This window comes from Leptolyngbya sp. CCNP1308, from assembly GCF_034932455.1.
In the GTDB taxonomy this organism is placed as follows: Bacteria; Cyanobacteriota; Cyanobacteriia; order Phormidesmidales; family Phormidesmidaceae; genus Nodosilinea.
Map to the genome: position 1 here is coordinate 1 of NZ_JAYGIH010000050.1, position 15,570 is coordinate 15,570.

Annotated in this window: 15 protein-coding genes; 6 read left to right on the forward strand and 9 right to left on the reverse strand. The window is 53.1% G+C overall.

The features are described from left to right. The first annotated feature begins 414 nt into the window (after positions 1 to 414). Complete coding sequence (locus VB780_RS13885) at positions 415 to 633, forward strand: hypothetical protein (RefSeq protein ID WP_323351758.1); 219 nt, start codon at positions 415 to 417, stop codon at positions 631 to 633. 383 nt (positions 634 to 1,016) lie between these two features. Here the strand turns inward: VB780_RS13885 and VB780_RS13890 are convergent, their stop codons facing one another. Next, positions 1,017 to 2,612 (reverse strand): hypothetical protein, encoded by a 1,596-nt coding sequence (locus VB780_RS13890; RefSeq protein WP_323351759.1) that lies wholly within the window; start codon positions 2,610 to 2,612, stop codon positions 1,017 to 1,019. A 494-nt stretch (positions 2,613 to 3,106) separates the two neighbouring features. Here VB780_RS13890 and VB780_RS13895 point away from each other — a divergent pair, with 494 nt between their 5' ends. From VB780_RS13895 to VB780_RS13905, 3 genes are all read left to right on the forward strand, one after another. After that, complete coding sequence (locus tag VB780_RS13895; RefSeq protein ID WP_323351760.1) at positions 3,107 to 3,472, forward strand: hypothetical protein; 366 nt, start codon at positions 3,107 to 3,109, stop codon at positions 3,470 to 3,472. A 1,283-nt stretch (positions 3,473 to 4,755) separates the two neighbouring features. Beyond that, on the forward strand, positions 4,756 to 5,169 hold the full coding sequence (locus tag VB780_RS13900) for a DUF192 domain-containing protein (RefSeq protein ID WP_323351772.1): 414 nt from the start codon (positions 4,756 to 4,758) through the stop codon (positions 5,167 to 5,169). Positions 5,170 to 5,505: 336 nt separating this feature from the next. Further along, entirely contained in the window at positions 5,506 to 6,249 is a 744-nt protein-coding gene (locus VB780_RS13905) for a response regulator transcription factor (RefSeq protein WP_323351761.1), read from the forward strand. 48 nt (positions 6,250 to 6,297) lie between these two features. Here the strand turns inward: VB780_RS13905 and VB780_RS13910 are convergent, their stop codons facing one another. From VB780_RS13910 to VB780_RS13925, 4 genes are all read right to left on the reverse strand, one after another. After that, entirely contained in the window at positions 6,298 to 9,795 is a 3,498-nt protein-coding gene (locus VB780_RS13910) for a DUF3854 domain-containing protein (RefSeq protein WP_323351762.1), read from the reverse strand. 778 nt (positions 9,796 to 10,573) lie between these two features. After that, positions 10,574 to 10,852 carry a hypothetical protein gene (locus VB780_RS13915; protein ID WP_323351763.1) on the reverse strand — a complete coding sequence of 93 codons (279 nt, stop codon included), beginning with the start codon at positions 10,850 to 10,852 and terminating at the stop codon, positions 10,574 to 10,576. Positions 10,853 to 10,899: 47 nt separating this feature from the next. Continuing rightward, positions 10,900 to 11,412 carry a hypothetical protein gene (locus tag VB780_RS13920; RefSeq protein WP_323351764.1) on the reverse strand — a complete coding sequence of 171 codons (513 nt, stop codon included), beginning with the start codon at positions 11,410 to 11,412 and terminating at the stop codon, positions 10,900 to 10,902. Then, on the reverse strand, positions 11,409 to 11,594 hold the full coding sequence (locus tag VB780_RS13925) for a hypothetical protein (protein ID WP_323351765.1): 186 nt from the start codon (positions 11,592 to 11,594) through the stop codon (positions 11,409 to 11,411). The genes VB780_RS13920 and VB780_RS13925 overlap by 4 nt, the downstream gene beginning before the upstream one ends. A gap of 229 nt (positions 11,595 to 11,823) precedes the next feature. On the opposite strand from VB780_RS13925, the gene VB780_RS13930 reads away from it, so the two are divergent. Next, entirely contained in the window at positions 11,824 to 11,967 is a 144-nt protein-coding gene (locus VB780_RS13930) for a hypothetical protein (RefSeq protein ID WP_323351766.1), read from the forward strand. Position 11,968: 1 nt separating this feature from the next. Here VB780_RS13930 and VB780_RS13935 read toward each other — a convergent pair whose 3' ends face one another. The 3 genes from VB780_RS13935 to VB780_RS13945 all read right to left on the reverse strand — a co-directional run bounded on the left by VB780_RS13935 (position 11,969) and on the right by VB780_RS13945 (position 13,420). Continuing rightward, the gene (locus VB780_RS13935; protein WP_323351767.1) at positions 11,969 to 12,349 is read right to left on the reverse strand and encodes a hypothetical protein; all 381 of its coding nucleotides are present in this window, start codon (positions 12,347 to 12,349) and stop codon (positions 11,969 to 11,971) included. Between the two features lie 68 nt (positions 12,350 to 12,417). Then, positions 12,418 to 12,804: a hypothetical protein gene (locus VB780_RS13940; RefSeq protein ID WP_323351768.1), complete on the reverse strand. Its 387-nt coding sequence runs from the start codon at positions 12,802 to 12,804 to the stop codon at positions 12,418 to 12,420. 55 nt (positions 12,805 to 12,859) lie between these two features. Further along, positions 12,860 to 13,420, reverse strand: a complete 561-nt coding sequence (locus VB780_RS13945) for a hypothetical protein (RefSeq protein ID WP_323351769.1) — start codon at positions 13,418 to 13,420, stop codon at positions 12,860 to 12,862. Between the two features lie 274 nt (positions 13,421 to 13,694). On the opposite strand from VB780_RS13945, the gene VB780_RS13950 reads away from it, so the two are divergent. Next, positions 13,695 to 13,958 (forward strand): helix-turn-helix transcriptional regulator, encoded by a 264-nt coding sequence (locus VB780_RS13950; protein ID WP_323351770.1) that lies wholly within the window; start codon positions 13,695 to 13,697, stop codon positions 13,956 to 13,958. A 963-nt stretch (positions 13,959 to 14,921) separates the two neighbouring features. Here VB780_RS13950 and VB780_RS13955 read toward each other — a convergent pair. After that, positions 14,922 to 15,509: a DUF1016 domain-containing protein gene (locus tag VB780_RS13955; RefSeq protein ID WP_323351771.1), complete on the reverse strand. Its 588-nt coding sequence runs from the start codon at positions 15,507 to 15,509 to the stop codon at positions 14,922 to 14,924. Positions 15,510 to 15,570: the final 61 nt, after the last annotated feature.

Genomic DNA, 15,570 nt, shown 5'->3' on the forward strand with positions numbered 1-15,570 from the left:
TTGACTTTGAACGGGCAGAATAACACTGCTGGGAGGTAGCTGAGGTGACTATCGATCAAGCCGAGTGCTCAATAACCTTAACCTGCTGGATGCTTGTGGGTTGAATAGTTGCCTGCGCGCGCAACTAGCCGAGGCCAATTCTCTGCCCTATGTCCCATAGCTGATCGTCCCCTCAGAGCGATCGAGCGGAGGAGACGTGAAGCACTGGCGGCCTATCAAAAATGCTGATTCCTGCGGGCAGTGCCTGGAGAATTTGCAATCTCTGGGGGCGCTCACTGAGAGGAAGATGCAGTAGCGGTGATTGCCCGATGGCGTTATTTCTCTATTCTCCATTACCTATCTCCTATCCCAGATATAGGTAACGGGGAATTTGTTGATTCCGGGCATTCTATAGGCAACTGTCTAGGGTGCAGAATGAAAGACGCTCAGCCAATTACATCAACTACCGTTCGGCCTCTGCGGGTGCTGGGAGCGATCACTGCCGGTGCTATCCTAATCGTGTTGGGCACCTTCCTGGTGGTCGAGGGTAGCCACCGCTACCAGCTCTGGCGAGCTGGAGGTGTCTGGTGTGCCACGATGGAGCCGGACGGTACGATTACCCAGTCCTTTGGGGCTGAGAACTGTGGGCACTGATGATCAAGCTTGAGTGCTGCCGATACTGCGACTTCTACGCCCATAGCTCCTACATGGTTTGTGGCATTCATCCTGCTGGGGTCGAGGACAACTATTGTGCAGATTTCAAAGCAGCCCCAACTGAAGCTGTTGTACCCGACGATCTCTTGGACTGGTACGGTGACAGGTGGCTGCCACAGGGCGCTAGTTATTATGGTGATGAACTAATCCTAGAGCCGTTGCAGGGGCGATCTCTGGAGCAGCAGCTAGAGCTGCTGGACAGTCACCCACTATTTACGGGTCGGTGCCCACTGTGTGAGAGGGGTATTAAAGCGATCACTGGCCAAATCCACTACGACTGTGAGAATTGCGGATGGGTAGATGATTTGGTGTAGATCGTATTCTTAGCATTGGGCATCGACTCTCTCTAGCCTGAGCCAATAAAGCAGCACAAATAATTCTTCATCGAATAGTTCGGCCATACGTGAGCGCCCAAATTTTTCAGACAAGAATCCCTTGAGCCGCTCCATGGACCATCCAAGCTGCCTCACACTCGACTGTATGGCGGCATAGCATTCATCAAAAGGGATAGGAATAGGGTTGTTTTTAGGGGCCGGAGGCTGGGGAAAACTAAAATCTCCCCCCCGCACCCCCCCATCCAGAGAAAAAGAATTTTTTAAGCCAGCCTCAGGGCCACCACACTTCATACCCCCCCCCGTGGTGTGTAACACTGGCTGATTGCAAGGGTTTTCAGCTTCGGCGATCGCGTTACTGATGCTCTCTCGATCAACGTCTGCTGGCTCTACGCCCTGGCCTGTAACCGTTACAGGTGATTTCTCGGGATGCCATAGGTCGGTATTCCGATAGAGGGTTTGTAAGCTGCTGCGAGCGGCATTGGCGATCGCAGCAGCAAAGCTTCTGATGCTAGGAAATTCGGTATCTTTCAGGGCGGCCACGGCCTGGGCGATGCGATCGCGGGCGTCGAGCTGGTGCAGGGTATTCTCACCTCCTGGAATCCGCTGACCACGACGGGTACCGATCGGCCAGTAGTAACCCTCGACCGACTTGGCCCAGTGCCGTGCCTTTGAGCGAATCTCGTTTTGATGTCGGCAATGCTCTTGAAATCCTGGCGATGCGATCGCCAGTTCAACGATGCGATCGACTAATGCTGTGCCGGAGAGCCCCTCAAACACATGGCTCCGGGTAGCGATCGACTTCAGTAGCCGATTCGTCTGCCCGGAGCCTGTCCAACCCTCCCGGATCTCGATGTCGAGGTCGTCTTTCCACTCTTGGGCCTGCGGAGATAGCGATCGCCGATTGAATTCCTGTTTCCGTGACTCTCTGGCATGAGGGGCTGAGAGCAACAGCATTTCCAGGTCCTGCCCCAGAGCCGCCCATTCCCATTGTTCAAAGAAGGTCGATAGCGAATCGCCCTGGGGTTCGAGGTCGTCGGTCAGGAGCCAGCTGCCCGACTGGGGTTGTAGCGGCAGCCGGTGGCCGTTGTACTCCACAAATTGATCAACCCCGTAGGTTTTGGGGTTAGGGAATACCTCTAGATGTCCCTTCTCTAGGGTGAATCCCTGAGCCTTTAGGCATTGGGTGATAATGCAGGCCAGATCAAAGGTTTTGATGGCCTCGGGCAGGGGGATGTAGAGATGCAACCCGCCGCGATGGCTGGAGCGCACCAAGACCGTTCGATTCAAGCCAACGGTTTCGAGGGCACCTCGGATCTCTGTGATCGCAGAGGGTATGCAGTAGCGTCCGCCCGCGTCTAGGTCGAGCATCCCGTAGCGGGTTGTGTGACCAAAGCGAACTCCCACCAACACGGTGGGATTGTTCCATTGCTCCCAGAGCACTCGGGGGCGCAGCTGATGCTTTAGGGTGCGCCACCGGGCTGGAGCAACATTAGGGCTCTCTATGGATTCCCAAAGATAGTCGCCAAATAAATTGATAAAATGCTGACCCACCTCGGAGTGGGGCAGAAGGACTGAGTCCGCCATTGGATTCTAGGATTTTTAGTTGAGATTTCCTGTGTAGCGAAGGAAATCTCAACTAAAAATCCACAAAGCATTGCTACAAATCCAAGGTAGCTGCTATCATGACATCAGTTTAGATTCCTTCGCTTCCCTTTCTGTTTGGAGACGTCTGGGGCGAGGATAATTGTTAAGACTCCTGATTTGCGGTCGGGGGTCTTAATTCTTTTAAATGAATTCTACGTTTTTAACCTCAAGAAACTTTATCGAAAGTCTGAAGACTACAGAGATCTTACACGAAAACCCCTGATTTGATCCTTTACAAGAACACATATCAGTAGAGAAGGTTTGGATCAAGATTCAAACCTTTGATTCACTACGACGCCAGCAACCTTTGCACTTTCGGTAATTTTTAACAGAATAGCTGAATTTCCGTGTATTTTCGGAATATTCCATTTCTGTTGCATTTACTGATGAACCCCAGGTATGGTCATCGAGTTGGGATTCGAGAGGCTCTGCGCATGACACTCGAAAAATTCGAGGTTAATGCGCAGGAACTATCGGTGCGGGCACGCGTATCACCAGCCACTTTGTCAGAGTTTCGTAACGATCGCAGGGAGATAAACACCTCATCCTTGCAACGCCTCCTCAATGAATTGGAACCTGAGGCTTTTGTATACTGGCTGGATATAATGCGAGAATCTGAGACTATGATCCGCACGGCTAAATCGGATCCACGTCCTGATAACTTTCATTCAGATGCTCTTTTCGCTTTAGTAGACACCTATGCTAGGAGGTGCACCACCGATGAGCAACTGGCTCTGCTCCGGGTTATTTACTTAGCCTGTGAGGCTAACCCCAACCTTAAATTAGATGAAGGCCAATAGGGGCATTGATGTTTCGATGCAAAGGGATTGTTAGCCATACCCGTTCTCAGCGCCCCTTTGACAACCAATCTGCCGAGTTGTTGTTGCCCTGTGCGGCCATCATAGAGCTTCGCTCCGCCGTAGGCGTACGCATAACGTACCTAGGGCTGCCGGATAGCTATGTCTCCAACGAATGAGACAACTCCTCCTTCAGGAAGACCATGACCAGAAACCATTGGTGCAAAAAGGCCGTCAGTAGTTAGTAGCTAATAGGCCGAGACCCTGAGGTTTGCCTACTCGGTGCCGAACAAGATTATGGACAGCATAGTAAATGCTTAATGCCACAACAAAGGTCAAAGCATTTATATTCTACCTATAGACATTTGCCCAGAAATGCGGAAACCCAATCTAGCAGGCCTGCTACACGAAATCTCACAACTGCCAGTAGCCGACCGACAGCGTCTCGTAGTTGAGCTAGTTCGACAATGCAATCTATCCATTGTCATTAGTCCAGAGCCCAGGGGCGATGCCCACTTGAGAGTAGTGAATAGCTTAGATGCTACCTCTGTATTGTCGCTTGCTGTAGGGGACATCAATGAGTCATGCAGGTGTCACTCAGACGCAGAGCCAAGGCGCTAAGCGTGCTCTAGCGCCTTGGCTCTGCCTTCTACAATCGCGCCTAAAACCTCTTGGAATTGAGCCGTACTACACTTCTGTGCATACTCCCTAATTCCCGATAGCACTAACAAGAGACGTGCATTTTCATCTACTGGCACACTTCCGCAGTGCCCTAGCAATTGCAGTAGATGCGCCCTAGCCTCATCAGGGAGCGCTGTCCTAATGGCATCAATATCCGTAGTTCGCAAATCTGAAGAACCACCAAGGAACTTTGAAATGCTGCTCTCAGGAACACCAGACTTAGCCGACAGTTCAGAGGCCCGAATCGCATACTCCTCCATTACTGCCCTGAGCACGTCCCGCAGAGGGATCACTCGTACATCTGTAGATGCCGCCATACTCAGCCTCATGTGCTAATTCACTACAGACTTCAATCATATCAACAATATATCCATGAGCACTTGTTATGACAACTTGCAGACAATAAATCCGGATTTGTAGGCTGTAACCGTTCTTAGAACGAGAGGTGTTCGCAACGTTCAGCCATCGGCGTGAAAGAAGATAGCATGTTTTCAACTGCCAGCCTTCTCACGAAAATGGCCATACAGAATTCCCCATCAAGGATTGATAAAAACCTACTGATCACTTGCTCTATCCTGGCCCTGGGTATTGGATGGCTAGTATTGATGCCATTGGGGCCATGGAGTGCCACCCGAGACCCAGCTCCGACTCATTACTTTGAGATAAGCGGGAAGCAGATTCTGCTAGAGACTGCTGTGACTGACCAGGAGAAGAGGCAGGGGCTAAAGGGACGCAGTAGCCTCCCCGTTAACCGAGGCATGCTGTTCACGGTCAATCCTGAGCAAGAAGTTCAACTGTGGATGTCTGGTGTTCGGTTTCCGCTGGACATGGTTTTTTTACATAACGAAAAAGTATCCGCTGTGCTTAGTGACGTGCCCCCTTGCACTACCTCTCCAGGTAATTGCCCGATCTATCCCTCAGGGGGCATTGTCGATAGTGTGATTGAGCTGGCTGCTGGAACTGCCGACTCCCTATCTCTAGCCGAAGGCAGCACGATCGAAATCCTTGAGCTGGATTAGCGTCTAACATTCTGCGCCGGGCATGTGATGACAATCCACAAGCTATAAATCCGGATTTATAGGCTGTAACAGTTTTGGGGCGAGAGGCGATCGCAACCTTGAGCTAGATTTTGCGTCTGAATTTTAGCCGGGCATGTGATGGCATTCCACAGGCAATAAATCCGGATTTATAAGCTGTAACCGTTCTTGTTAGGTGAGCCAGCGAAACCGCTGGTACTGAGTTTAAACGTCCCTGCGGGGGCTTGGGATGCATCGAGGTATCCATGCGGCGACTGCCCGGATATTGCCCGACTTAGTTATTACCATGGCCGCAAATCACAAAGGAGACCAGAGCGAATGACCTCTGTACTGATTATTGAAGATGATGCGGATATGGCCGATACTATCCAGGCCTGCGTTCAGGTGGCGGGCTACACCAGCTATCTGGCTGAAACGGGCAAGCAGGGGCTGGCGCTGAGCCCGCAGCTGGAGCCCGATATCATCGTTCTGGATTTGACGCTGCCCGATATGGATGGCATCGAGGTCTGTACCCACGTCCGGCGGCTGGCGCTGAGGCGCGATCCCTATATTCTGATACTGACAGCGCGACGGGGGCAGACCGATGAAATTTTGGCTTTTGCTACCGGGGCCGATGACTACATGACTAAGCCCTTTAACCCTGACATGTTAATCTTGCGGCTGCGGGCTCTGCTGCGACGTGAGCTACGCCATATCGAAAATGCGGTTGGGGCCGATGCGGCACTGATTCGGCATCAATATCTGCGGTTGCACCAGACGCACAGGCATTGCAGCGTTCGGGCATCGCTAACCGACGATTGGGTTGAGCTGGAGCTAACGGCATTAGAGTTTGATCTGCTGACGAACCTGGCCCAGCAGCCGGGCCAGGTTTACTCCAGGTCAGAGCTATTTAAGGAAATTTGGGGGCGAGAACACCCTGGGGATGAGCACAGTACAGTCGATTCTTGCGTCTTTAGACTGCGCAAAGAAATTCGCTCGAAACTGCGGGTGCCGGAGGGGGTAAACCCGTTGGTCAAAACTGCGCGGGGAGTGGGATACAAGTTTGAAGATTCGCTTGATTAAACAGACTAGGTGTACCCACTGCGATCACACAGGGCCTCCGTCCGGCGGTCAGGCTACTGTAACCAACGCAGTCCGCCAGAGGTCGGGGTAAAGGGGCTTAATTGTCTGCCTCAACTGGTGAAATACCTCGGCTCCTGACTCCTGGGCCAAGTGGATCAGGGCGCTAATATCTTGAATCGAGGCTTGTAAATCCGGATTGTCCAGAACTTCAGTAGGGATCAGATCTCTTACTGAAGTTCTGGACAATCCAGCCTTTTCAAGGACTTTGGCCGCGATCGCATCCCAGGTAGTCGTTAAGTTCTCGACCCGCTGCTTTAGCACTTGGTCAAGGGCGTTAAACACCTCAGAGTCAGTCTCAATCCGTTTGCGCTGACGCTGGAGGGAGTGAACGCGATCGCAGTTGTCAGCCAGCTTGGCTGCTATTTTGGTTTCTATATCGATGGCCTTGACGAGGCGGTATTGAAGGACACGAGTACCATCGCCGGTTGTTATCTTCCCGCTGCAAACCCCATCAATGCCCACCATTTGCAAAAGCTTGTGGAAGCATTTGATTAGTGGGGTTTTGCTGGTGAACTGTAGCCCGTGGATTCGTTGATGATTGGAAGATGCAGCGGTTAGAGAAACAGAATTTTCCCTGGCCCACGCCGCCGTTTGGGCAACGACAAAGTCTTTATTCGTCCAATCAGTAAGCTGGCCCTTGATGACGCTGTAGAGCCCTGGTGCCCCCTTGAGCAGTTGAGTTATGGCGAATTCCCGAGCAGTACAGGGGAGATCAGCGGTGTCGTGCTGCCCTGCCCGTGCGATCGTGTTGAGGGTATGTTGGCGGGCAATCTCAGCCCACAGGGCAGGCTGCTCATGGGCGATACAAACCAGTGATCGCACCCGTAGCTCAAACAGTCCGCTGGTGCCGGAGTCGATAACCCAAGATTCTATCCATTCAGAATTGTTTAGCCCAGGGTAGTCGCCCAGCTTCTGCTGCAGTTCCCACTTATGATGCTTGGTGGCTTCAATGGCCCCGGCAGGTTCGTCACCTGCTTGTTTTTTGCCTTTGGCCTTAGCTAGGGTACGCCCCTTTTGAGCGATTAAATCCTGAGTAGCCTCATAAAATATTTGTGACCAGGTTTCAGCCGCTGTGGGGTCGTAAACTATTTCTTTGACTTCCCAGCCGTTGCTTTCCCATTCCATACGCAGAAACTCAACCTTGAAATAGGTCTCTTGAGCTTGGATTGCTAAAAACTCTGGCAGGTCTTGCCAGTCGTCTGCCGATGCCTGGCTCAACCGAGAGGCAATCTCTGTGCAGCCCATTTGTTGAGCCAAGTTGATGGCGTCAGTGTTTGGGTCACCAGCCAGTAGCGATCGCCAGTAGTTGGCGGTAAACACTGCCGGGTCGGGCATTGATGCTAGACCACGAGAGGCTATATAAACATTGCGCCGCTTGATTTTTTCGCCCCGAATCGCATCTCGGTTGCGTTCCCCTCTCTGGCTGATGCTGGAGGCTGTCTCAAAAGCCCGCGCGTATTCAAACTGCTGATCGAAGTACGTGCCCTCGATTGAGATGCCGGAGTTGAAGGCTGGGGAGATTGGCAGCCAAGCCAGGTCACGATTTGGCGCAAACGTTGTAGGGCTTTTGGCGAACTCTGCCCGAATCCTGTGGGGAGTGTATTTACCGTCAATGGGGTGGCCCTTCAGGTCAGGGTGGAGGCCGCGTAGCACTCGGTGAATAGTTCTAGCTTTTCCCTCGCTGCCAGAAGGGATGATAACGTTTTGCCCATTGCTAACGGCGTTTTCTATCCCCATAAACCAGGTATAGAAAGCATTATTGGCTTTTGGGGTTGATTCCCGAGCAGCGCCGTCCCATGATTCACCATTGCCCGTATGGTCGAGGTAGAGCGCAATCTCCATCTCAGTCTTGGGCCTTTGCCGCCGCAGTACCTTTACTTGGGCAGAGTCAAAGCTTCCCCAGCGTTGTGCCGCGGCAATAGTGGGTCGGTAAATGCCGTCTTGAGCCAAACCGACGACATCTGCATTATTTACCAGATCCTTAACGGCCTGCCGAGCTAACTCAGGGTGATTCCCCAGCTCACCGGATTGAAGGCGAGGTATACACTCGTTTGCTTCGTCGAATCCGACAAAGTTGGCCGGTATTGAGCAAAGCTTATGAGCTGACTCAGGGCAAGCCGTCAACCATATGTTGGCGGGCCTATTTCCCGGTGGAAGGGCTAGATAGTGGTCAATAGTCAGCATGTCGAGTTCATAGGCTAAGTTGGTAGCCAGTTGTCGAGTAGGGGCAAAAATAACGCCACACCACCCCCGCTGCTGCCCCTCTTCAACAACTGACCTCAGCCCTACCGATGTTTTGCGAGTCATCTTGGAGCCATCGAGAACGATCAGCTGGCGATCGCCCTCAGCGGGAAGAGTGAGCTGTGGAAAGTGGCCCACCTCCCCTGTGCCTGAGAGCCGTGCCCTGTCCCTAAATGCCTTTGCGATCGCCATTCGATCAGCGTCCTCCGACAGCCCCGCTAGGGTGGCCACCTGACCCAGCCAGGCCTGGTACTCGTTCTCCCGCTTTTGCCTCGCCCATGCCCGCTGCCTCGCCCGCTCATGCTGGGCTGAAGGCTTTGCGTGGTCAATGAGCTGTGCAAAAGCCTCTGCCCCTTGAGTAACGATAAAATCGTCAATCCCTTTGCCCAGAGAGCCATCCCACAACACCAGCCGAACATCGCACCCTGCTGTTGTGAGCAGACTAGCGAAAACAGAACGACCTTGTTCAACGTCATGCCGTGTCTCTGCCTTTTCGTCCTGGTCAAACGCTATATAGGCGCGTCGGCCTGGCTGGATGAATCGTTGTACCTCGGGCATTAATCGAGGGGCGATCTTGGTTTTTAGAATAGGGTCGTGAGCTTGATAAGCCCGAAACCCATAGAACCCGATCGCTGCATAACCCAGGGAGAGCGCTGCTAGAACCTTCTTCCCGCCTTCGGTAAATAGGATGCCGATTTCGGGGTTTGCAGCCACCCAATCCCAAAAACCGGAAACTACAGAATCCTTTCCACTAAGCCCAACTAGGGCGGCTAGGGTAACTTCAGCAGGGCATTCCACCCTGTAACGTATAGCGACTTGCCGCCATACCCCAGCGGTTACGGGAGGTAGATAAGGCGTACTGCCAGCGCCGAGAGGGGTCTCGTACTTCCGAAAAACAGTGTGCTCAGGGTGGAGGCGCAGCAGCCCGCCGACTTCAGATTTTTCTACTGGTCGCCCTAGGGTTTGGCTGAGGCGCTGTGCTGATTTTTGGAGATTGACCTGTGGGTTCTCAGGTTTGGCCTGCCACAGTTCGCCCGACTCCTGCCGAAAGCACGCTAACTCGCGGAACGAATGGGGCCGTTTTGTTTCCCAAAATCGGCTGACGGTATAGCCTAGTTCGTCGTTCGGCTCCCATCTGCCACAATCCTCGACAAAGGAGACGGCAGCCTTGTAAATGGTGGGCGCGATCGCAGATTCGACGACGCACTCATATTCAATTCGTTGTTTAAAGGTGAGGGTACTCACAGCCCCACCTCCGTCGATTTGTCGGAGGCAGATGTGATCGCCGAGACCGCAGCCCGAGCAATCTTGGTTTCCCACGCCCAGAAGCCGATTGCACATCGTCTGATCTGCGGTGGGCAACATGCGCAGGTATTGATCAGATTGATTTTTCCTGTCAGTGGAGGAGTCGCTACGCCATCAGATTTTTGCCGTATGCCAAAAACGTTGCGCGAACTAAGACTGTCTAGTCTTAGTTCGCGCAAATTCGAGCAGTTGCTCACCCCTTGGAATCCTTCACCCCCGGCATAGCCGAGAGTAGGGTTTCTTTTTGGGCGTATAGGAGAGTAATCAGCCGCTTGGAGTAGCGCGGAGTTGCATGAAAAAGATTTTGCTGGGGCTAGCCGCTGATCAAAAGCGCATGCTTGCAAACTAGGCCTAGTCCACGGTCGGTTTGATTGGCAGGAAGTGAGAAAAACTGCGATCGAACGTAAAAACATTGAAAAGCCTACGGATTAACCCCGGCTGTAGCGTTGCCGGGCACAACAAAACAGACGCACTATTGCGCCGCTGATTTTCATCAGCTATCCTGTAGGGGAACTTAGTTTTGACAAACGAATCCCGTCACGTCCCCATGGCGTGTTCTGGAGTGCAGCAAGGCGATAGCAACTTTCTTGGCGGGAAGGCTATCGTTTTTGCTTTTAAAGGGTTCGCTTGGGACTGGCCTACATGGGTCATCACCTCCTTACGTGGGGCTAGTTTACAAGATCAACCAAGAGAGTGGATCTCCTGACAGTTGTCCAGGCTATATGCCCAGCTTCTGCACCTGCTCGTGCAGTACTTGGTTCTCAGCCCTCAGGAGCTCGTTATCTTCTGTGAGCATGTCTGGGAGCGAATAAGCCTCACCTAGGGCTGCTAGGTCTGCCCCGGTGCGTTGTAGCCGTTGAGTCAGCAATGCATTGCGATCGCTCTTGCTGCGTTCCACACCAAAAGCAACGCCAAATCGGCGTTCTAGGGTTTCAGTCATCAGAGTGATACACAGAGCCAGGGCTGCCGCCTGTGGCAACGGGCATCGGGAACTCATCAACCGACCAATCTCAACCGCAGCGCGTTTCGCTTTGTCGTCAGTGGTTATCCTGCTACCCGTTGCCATAGGCGGGCGATCTCAGCCAGTAAGGTCTGAATGTTCTGCGTGAATGCCCGGTGCTCTGTGGCGTTGGCCTCGCGCGCCGCCCGCATCTCTGCCCGGTCGGCCCTGGCCTCAGCCAGGAAAACATCAAACCGCTGTGAGTGCTCTGCATGGAGCTGTTCAGAGCGTTGCCGGTCGACCCTGGCCTCTTCTAGTAGGTTGGTAAATCGCTTGCTGTGCTCCTCATGCAGCTGGTCAAAACGCACCCGGTCAATCCCCTGGTTGTGGGCGTTGTCTTCAATCCGTACGGCCAGATCAGCCCGTGTGGAGCTGGTGGCCTCTTCGGTGTCGATCTGCACCTCCTCAATGCGGCTGCCCCATGACTCGATGGCGCGGGCATTAGATTCGGTGATCTTCTCAGTACGGGCAAGGTTGGCCTCAGTTCTGGCCAGCCCCTCAATAGTGGTAGCCAGCAGGGCCTCCATACGGTCTAGGCGATCGCTGCTCTGGGTCATTTGCTGCTCTCGGTTGGATGAATGGGCAATAAGCCCTCCTGTTCAGCTCTGGCCACCTCTTCGGCCATTACCGATTCTACTAAATTGCTCACTGAGCGTAGCCGAATATCAGCCAAGCGCTCGATTTTGGCTTTCAGCTGTGGATTGACGTAAGCGAACAGTTTGGCCTTGTCGGTAGCCACTGGCAATCCTGACTTCATAAAACACCTTAATGCTACTGAAATAGCGGGACTATGGTGTGATAGTGCAGTTCCTATGGGCTAATAGTCTTACCAAAGTGCTACCACTTTGGTAAGACATGCTATTACTCTATCAAGACGCAGAACAGCACAGCACTAAGGTTGTCCCTGATTGGCCCCATTTGGTCTTTGCCAAGGCCTTACCAGCAACGTAGCTTAGGGGTTTTTAGCCATGACCGAACTCGTAGCCGAACTCGTAAGCCTTCACTCGTTCTACAAAGATTATGGCAACTTACCCAAACCCTCGGTGCGTCGCAGGCTGAATGACAACGGCTACAGAATGCGATCGCATCCAATGCCTCGTCGGGAAACCTGATCTACTGCACCTTCAACCCAGCGATTGCCCCTAATGACTGCAAATTCTCCAGCCGTTTCCCGCAGGACATTGGATGCTCTAGGCCCATCATCTGAGCTAGCTTGCCGATGGTGGTAACGGTATAGAGAGAGCCTTCCTGCAAGGCCACCAAGACTTCATAGAGCCGCTGTTGCCCTGGGGACATTTGTCCCTGGTACTGGGCATCGACGGAGACGTAGGAGCAGTCTTCTAGTACTCCCGTTTGAGTATCACCGCAGAAAATTAGCTTCGTTCTGGCGATGTCATCCAGCACCGCCTGGTCAATCTCAATGTCTGCATAGGCATCGTCGTGCTCATAGTCGATGGCCATGTTTTCGAGATGGTTGGAGCGTGAATAGGTCATAGCGACCTCCAAGATAAAAGACGGCGTGGGAGTACAGAAATACTCCCACATTTTTACTCTGACGGCTATTACCACCAAGAGCGCCAGGTAGCGGGCTGCTCTGACTCCTCAAAGTCGCTGGTATCGTCTTCCCGCTCGCTAGGGTCATCTTCCATGTCGGAGACGTCTTCTCGATCGTAGGAGTCCTCCAGGTCTTCAGCCTCATCCACTACCCGCTCAGAGCGATAGCGATGTTGCTTGGAGTCGCGGCTGTCCACAATGCGGCGGGGCTGGTAAGTATTCACCAACCGCTCGTCGTCGTCCCGTTCTACCCCAGCATCCCTCAGCGCCTTTTCAGTCTCCTTAACGCCACTGGTGGGGATATCAACAACCAAGTGATCGCCGCTGTCGTTGCTGATCTCAATTAGGCTACGGTCGTCATCGTCATCGCGCTTGCGTCGGCCAAACAGTCCCATTGGTAGTACCTCAAATTTCAAAAAACAACTCTGGAAAGGCGATCGCCTAGGTGCCCTAGATGGCGCTATTTCCCACTTGTGAACGCATCCGCCGCAGCTCGAAGTAGGTGGAGTCTTCGGCATCAGTCTCGATCTGGAATCGCTGCACTCCTCGGTTAAGCCCCCTAGCCCGCATAGCGGCTACCTCGGCTTCGTCGAAGTCGGCCTGTACCTGCCCCTGCTGGTTGATGAGGGCCTTCAGCCGTTCCAGGTCGGTGGTGCCCGCCTGCTGCATCTGTGAGCCCTGCTTACGCACTAGGGCCAGGGCGCTACCCAACTCACCGCAAACTCCAGGCCCCACCAGGCCATCGGGCGAGAATTCTCGGCTGTAGCGCTGCTTGGCCTCTGCTACCCACTTCTCACGGGCCGCCTTCTTACTGGGCACCTGTTTGAACTCCAGCGCCAGCGATCGCGCCAGGTCGGTATAGCCTGCGTCGGTCTTTAGTAGCTCCACCGGAGCTACCCGCTCCAGCCAGGGCAGCCAACGGGTTCTGATGGTCGATTCTGCGATCGCCAGCTCACCAGCTAGCTGCGCCCCACTGTAGGGGGCACCCTCGCACAATTCGCCCTCGATCACCTCGGGAAACTGTGCGCCCCTGTGCGGGGCTTGTGCGCTCGATGTGCGCCTATCGTGCGTTTGTGTGTGCTGCATCTGTGCAACTCCATAGCGGTTAATCCGAAAACCCTTATGAATAAAAGGTTTTAGGGTGTGCAACAAAGGCGCTAAACCTGCACAACAACCGTGCGGCTTATGTGCAGATTCGTGCGCATTGATCGCATATTACGCGATAATCAACGCTTGTCAAGTGACACTAGAATACACGGACTGGATTAGAGTCAGTGGAAAGGCCATGACCCAAGAACTTATGCTCGTAACTCTCAGTGTCGATGTGCCTCAACTGGGCACCAGGATCAAGGCTGCACGCGAGAAAAGCGGAAAAAGTCCAACAGCCATTGCGGCCATGGCTGAGATGTCTGTCGCCAATCTGTACCGCATCGAGGCAGAGGATACCAAATCGATTCCCTGGGACACCTTGAAGCGGTTGGGGGAAGCCCTGGGAGAAGACTTTGATGCTGAAGTTAGAGCCGCGCTTAAGGAGATCAGCGAACCGTAGGGTTCTAGCAATGCCTGAATTTCGCGTCGGTCAAATCATCCCCTGCGCTACAAGAGCCAGGAGGTAAAGGCCATTATCATCGACCCCAATGGCCTGGGGCCGGATAAACTCTCCATCGGGATGGGGTTTTGTGGGAAGGATCGTCACATCGGCATCTCCCAAACCACACTGATCAGGAGGGTGATGCAAATCGAAGGGGAAAAGTATCTGAAACTCCCATCTGGCAGTACTTTCAGGGTGATGCAAATCGCCGCAGAAGACGGCAACGACTACCTGCTTTGAGAAGCATCTGACTGAGCCACCCTCGATCAAGATTGGGCTAAAAATCCAGGCGATTAGAGAAGCCTGCCTGCGATAGATTGATCTAATTCCTCGCTTGGTTCGCGGCTTCTGGCATCTACGCCCAGGCGCACACTCTTCTCATGCAGGCCTACACGCGAGAGGACAGACAGCGGGTTCAGACCTCGATCATGTCGCGGGAAGCCCGCCCGCGCTGAATGGAGCCGGGCGGTGCAGAAGAAAGTTCGCAAGTATTTCCCGATGGCATAGGGTCAGTAGATCACAAAGTTTCGTAGAGTCCTTGCCTATAGGGCGTTAGGCCAATTAACCTTCTATTCCGAGAGCCACGATGTACAAGCCTTGCAGTCGTTGAATAACGACTGCAGTTCTGTCGTATGTCGAGCAAAGGCATCAAGACAAGGGCTCAAACCCTCATGATTCCGTTGGTTTGTGATCTACTGAAGGTGCGTTGGCCCAACGCCGGTCTTTGACCATCGCCCAAAATCTCACCATTCACTCGATCACTTACACAACGACTTACACAACTAAACGAATCCTAATAACTTTGTTAACGTGGTTAACCTAACCGTGGCGATGGCCAGAGTATATTTTGTCTGTCCAAACTACTTCCACCTGGGAAATACCTTCGCCAAAACCAACCTGTTAGCCGATTAGAGAAAAGGGCTAATCTTCGGGAGACTGCTTTTCCTCGTCCTCTATCTCTTCAATAGCAATATTCAGTTCCAGCTCAAACTGTTCTACCGTAGGCAGGCTGCTCTGAATATCTGGGGGAAGTTCCCCCTGGGTTTGAAAGGTTGAAACGCCAATTGGCTGCTGGGTTCCTTGGAGCGCATACTCTACTATGGTTTTATCTTTGCTTCGGCAGAGAATGATGCCGATAGTGGGGGCATCGAGTTCGTTGCGCATGAGGTTATCGACCGCAGCAACGTAGAAGCTCATTTGGCCTGAGTGCTGCGGTTCAAACTCGCGCATTTTGAGATCTACCACCACATAGCAGTGGAGCTTGACGTGGTAGAAGAGGATGTCGAGTCGGTATTCCTTGCCACTGACGACGAGGGGATACTGACTGCCCAGAAATGAGAAGCCCATGCCGAGTTCGAGGAGAAAGTCGCGGATATGGTCCACGAGGCCCCGCTCCAAATCGCGCTCTTGAGCCTCTTCTGCCAGGGTGAGGAAGTCGAAGTTGTCGGGTAGGAGGGCATACGTCGCCGCATCCCTCCCCCCAAAGAACCGGACTTGACAGTTACCCATCATCCGGCTCAAGCCTTCGCCCATGTACATGTCTGTGATTGTGACAGGCTTTGTGAATCAG

Bases quoted from the DNA above. Each gene is read 5' to 3' on its own strand.
- VB780_RS13885 (WP_323351758.1), top strand. From the start codon at position 415: ATGAAAGACGCTCAGCCAATTACATCAACTACCGTTCGGCCTCTGCGG.
- VB780_RS13890 (WP_323351759.1), bottom strand. From the start codon at position 2,612: ATGGCGGACTCAGTCCTTCTGCCCCACTCCGAGGTGGGTCAGCATTTT.
- VB780_RS13895 (WP_323351760.1), top strand. From the start codon at position 3,107: ATGACACTCGAAAAATTCGAGGTTAATGCGCAGGAACTATCGGTGCGG.
- VB780_RS13900 (WP_323351772.1), top strand. From the start codon at position 4,756: ATGCCATTGGGGCCATGGAGTGCCACCCGAGACCCAGCTCCGACTCAT.
- VB780_RS13905 (WP_323351761.1), top strand. From the start codon at position 5,506: ATGACCTCTGTACTGATTATTGAAGATGATGCGGATATGGCCGATACT.
- VB780_RS13915 (WP_323351763.1), bottom strand. From the start codon at position 10,852: ATGAGTTCCCGATGCCCGTTGCCACAGGCGGCAGCCCTGGCTCTGTGT.
- VB780_RS13920 (WP_323351764.1), bottom strand. From the start codon at position 11,412: ATGACCCAGAGCAGCGATCGCCTAGACCGTATGGAGGCCCTGCTGGCT.
- VB780_RS13930 (WP_323351766.1), top strand. From the start codon at position 11,824: ATGACCGAACTCGTAGCCGAACTCGTAAGCCTTCACTCGTTCTACAAA.
- VB780_RS13935 (WP_323351767.1), bottom strand. From the start codon at position 12,349: ATGACCTATTCACGCTCCAACCATCTCGAAAACATGGCCATCGACTAT.
- VB780_RS13940 (WP_323351768.1), bottom strand. From the start codon at position 12,804: ATGGGACTGTTTGGCCGACGCAAGCGCGATGACGATGACGACCGTAGC.
- VB780_RS13950 (WP_323351770.1), top strand. From the start codon at position 13,695: ATGACCCAAGAACTTATGCTCGTAACTCTCAGTGTCGATGTGCCTCAA.
- VB780_RS13955 (WP_323351771.1), bottom strand. From the start codon at position 15,509: ATGGGTAACTGTCAAGTCCGGTTCTTTGGGGGGAGGGATGCGGCGACG.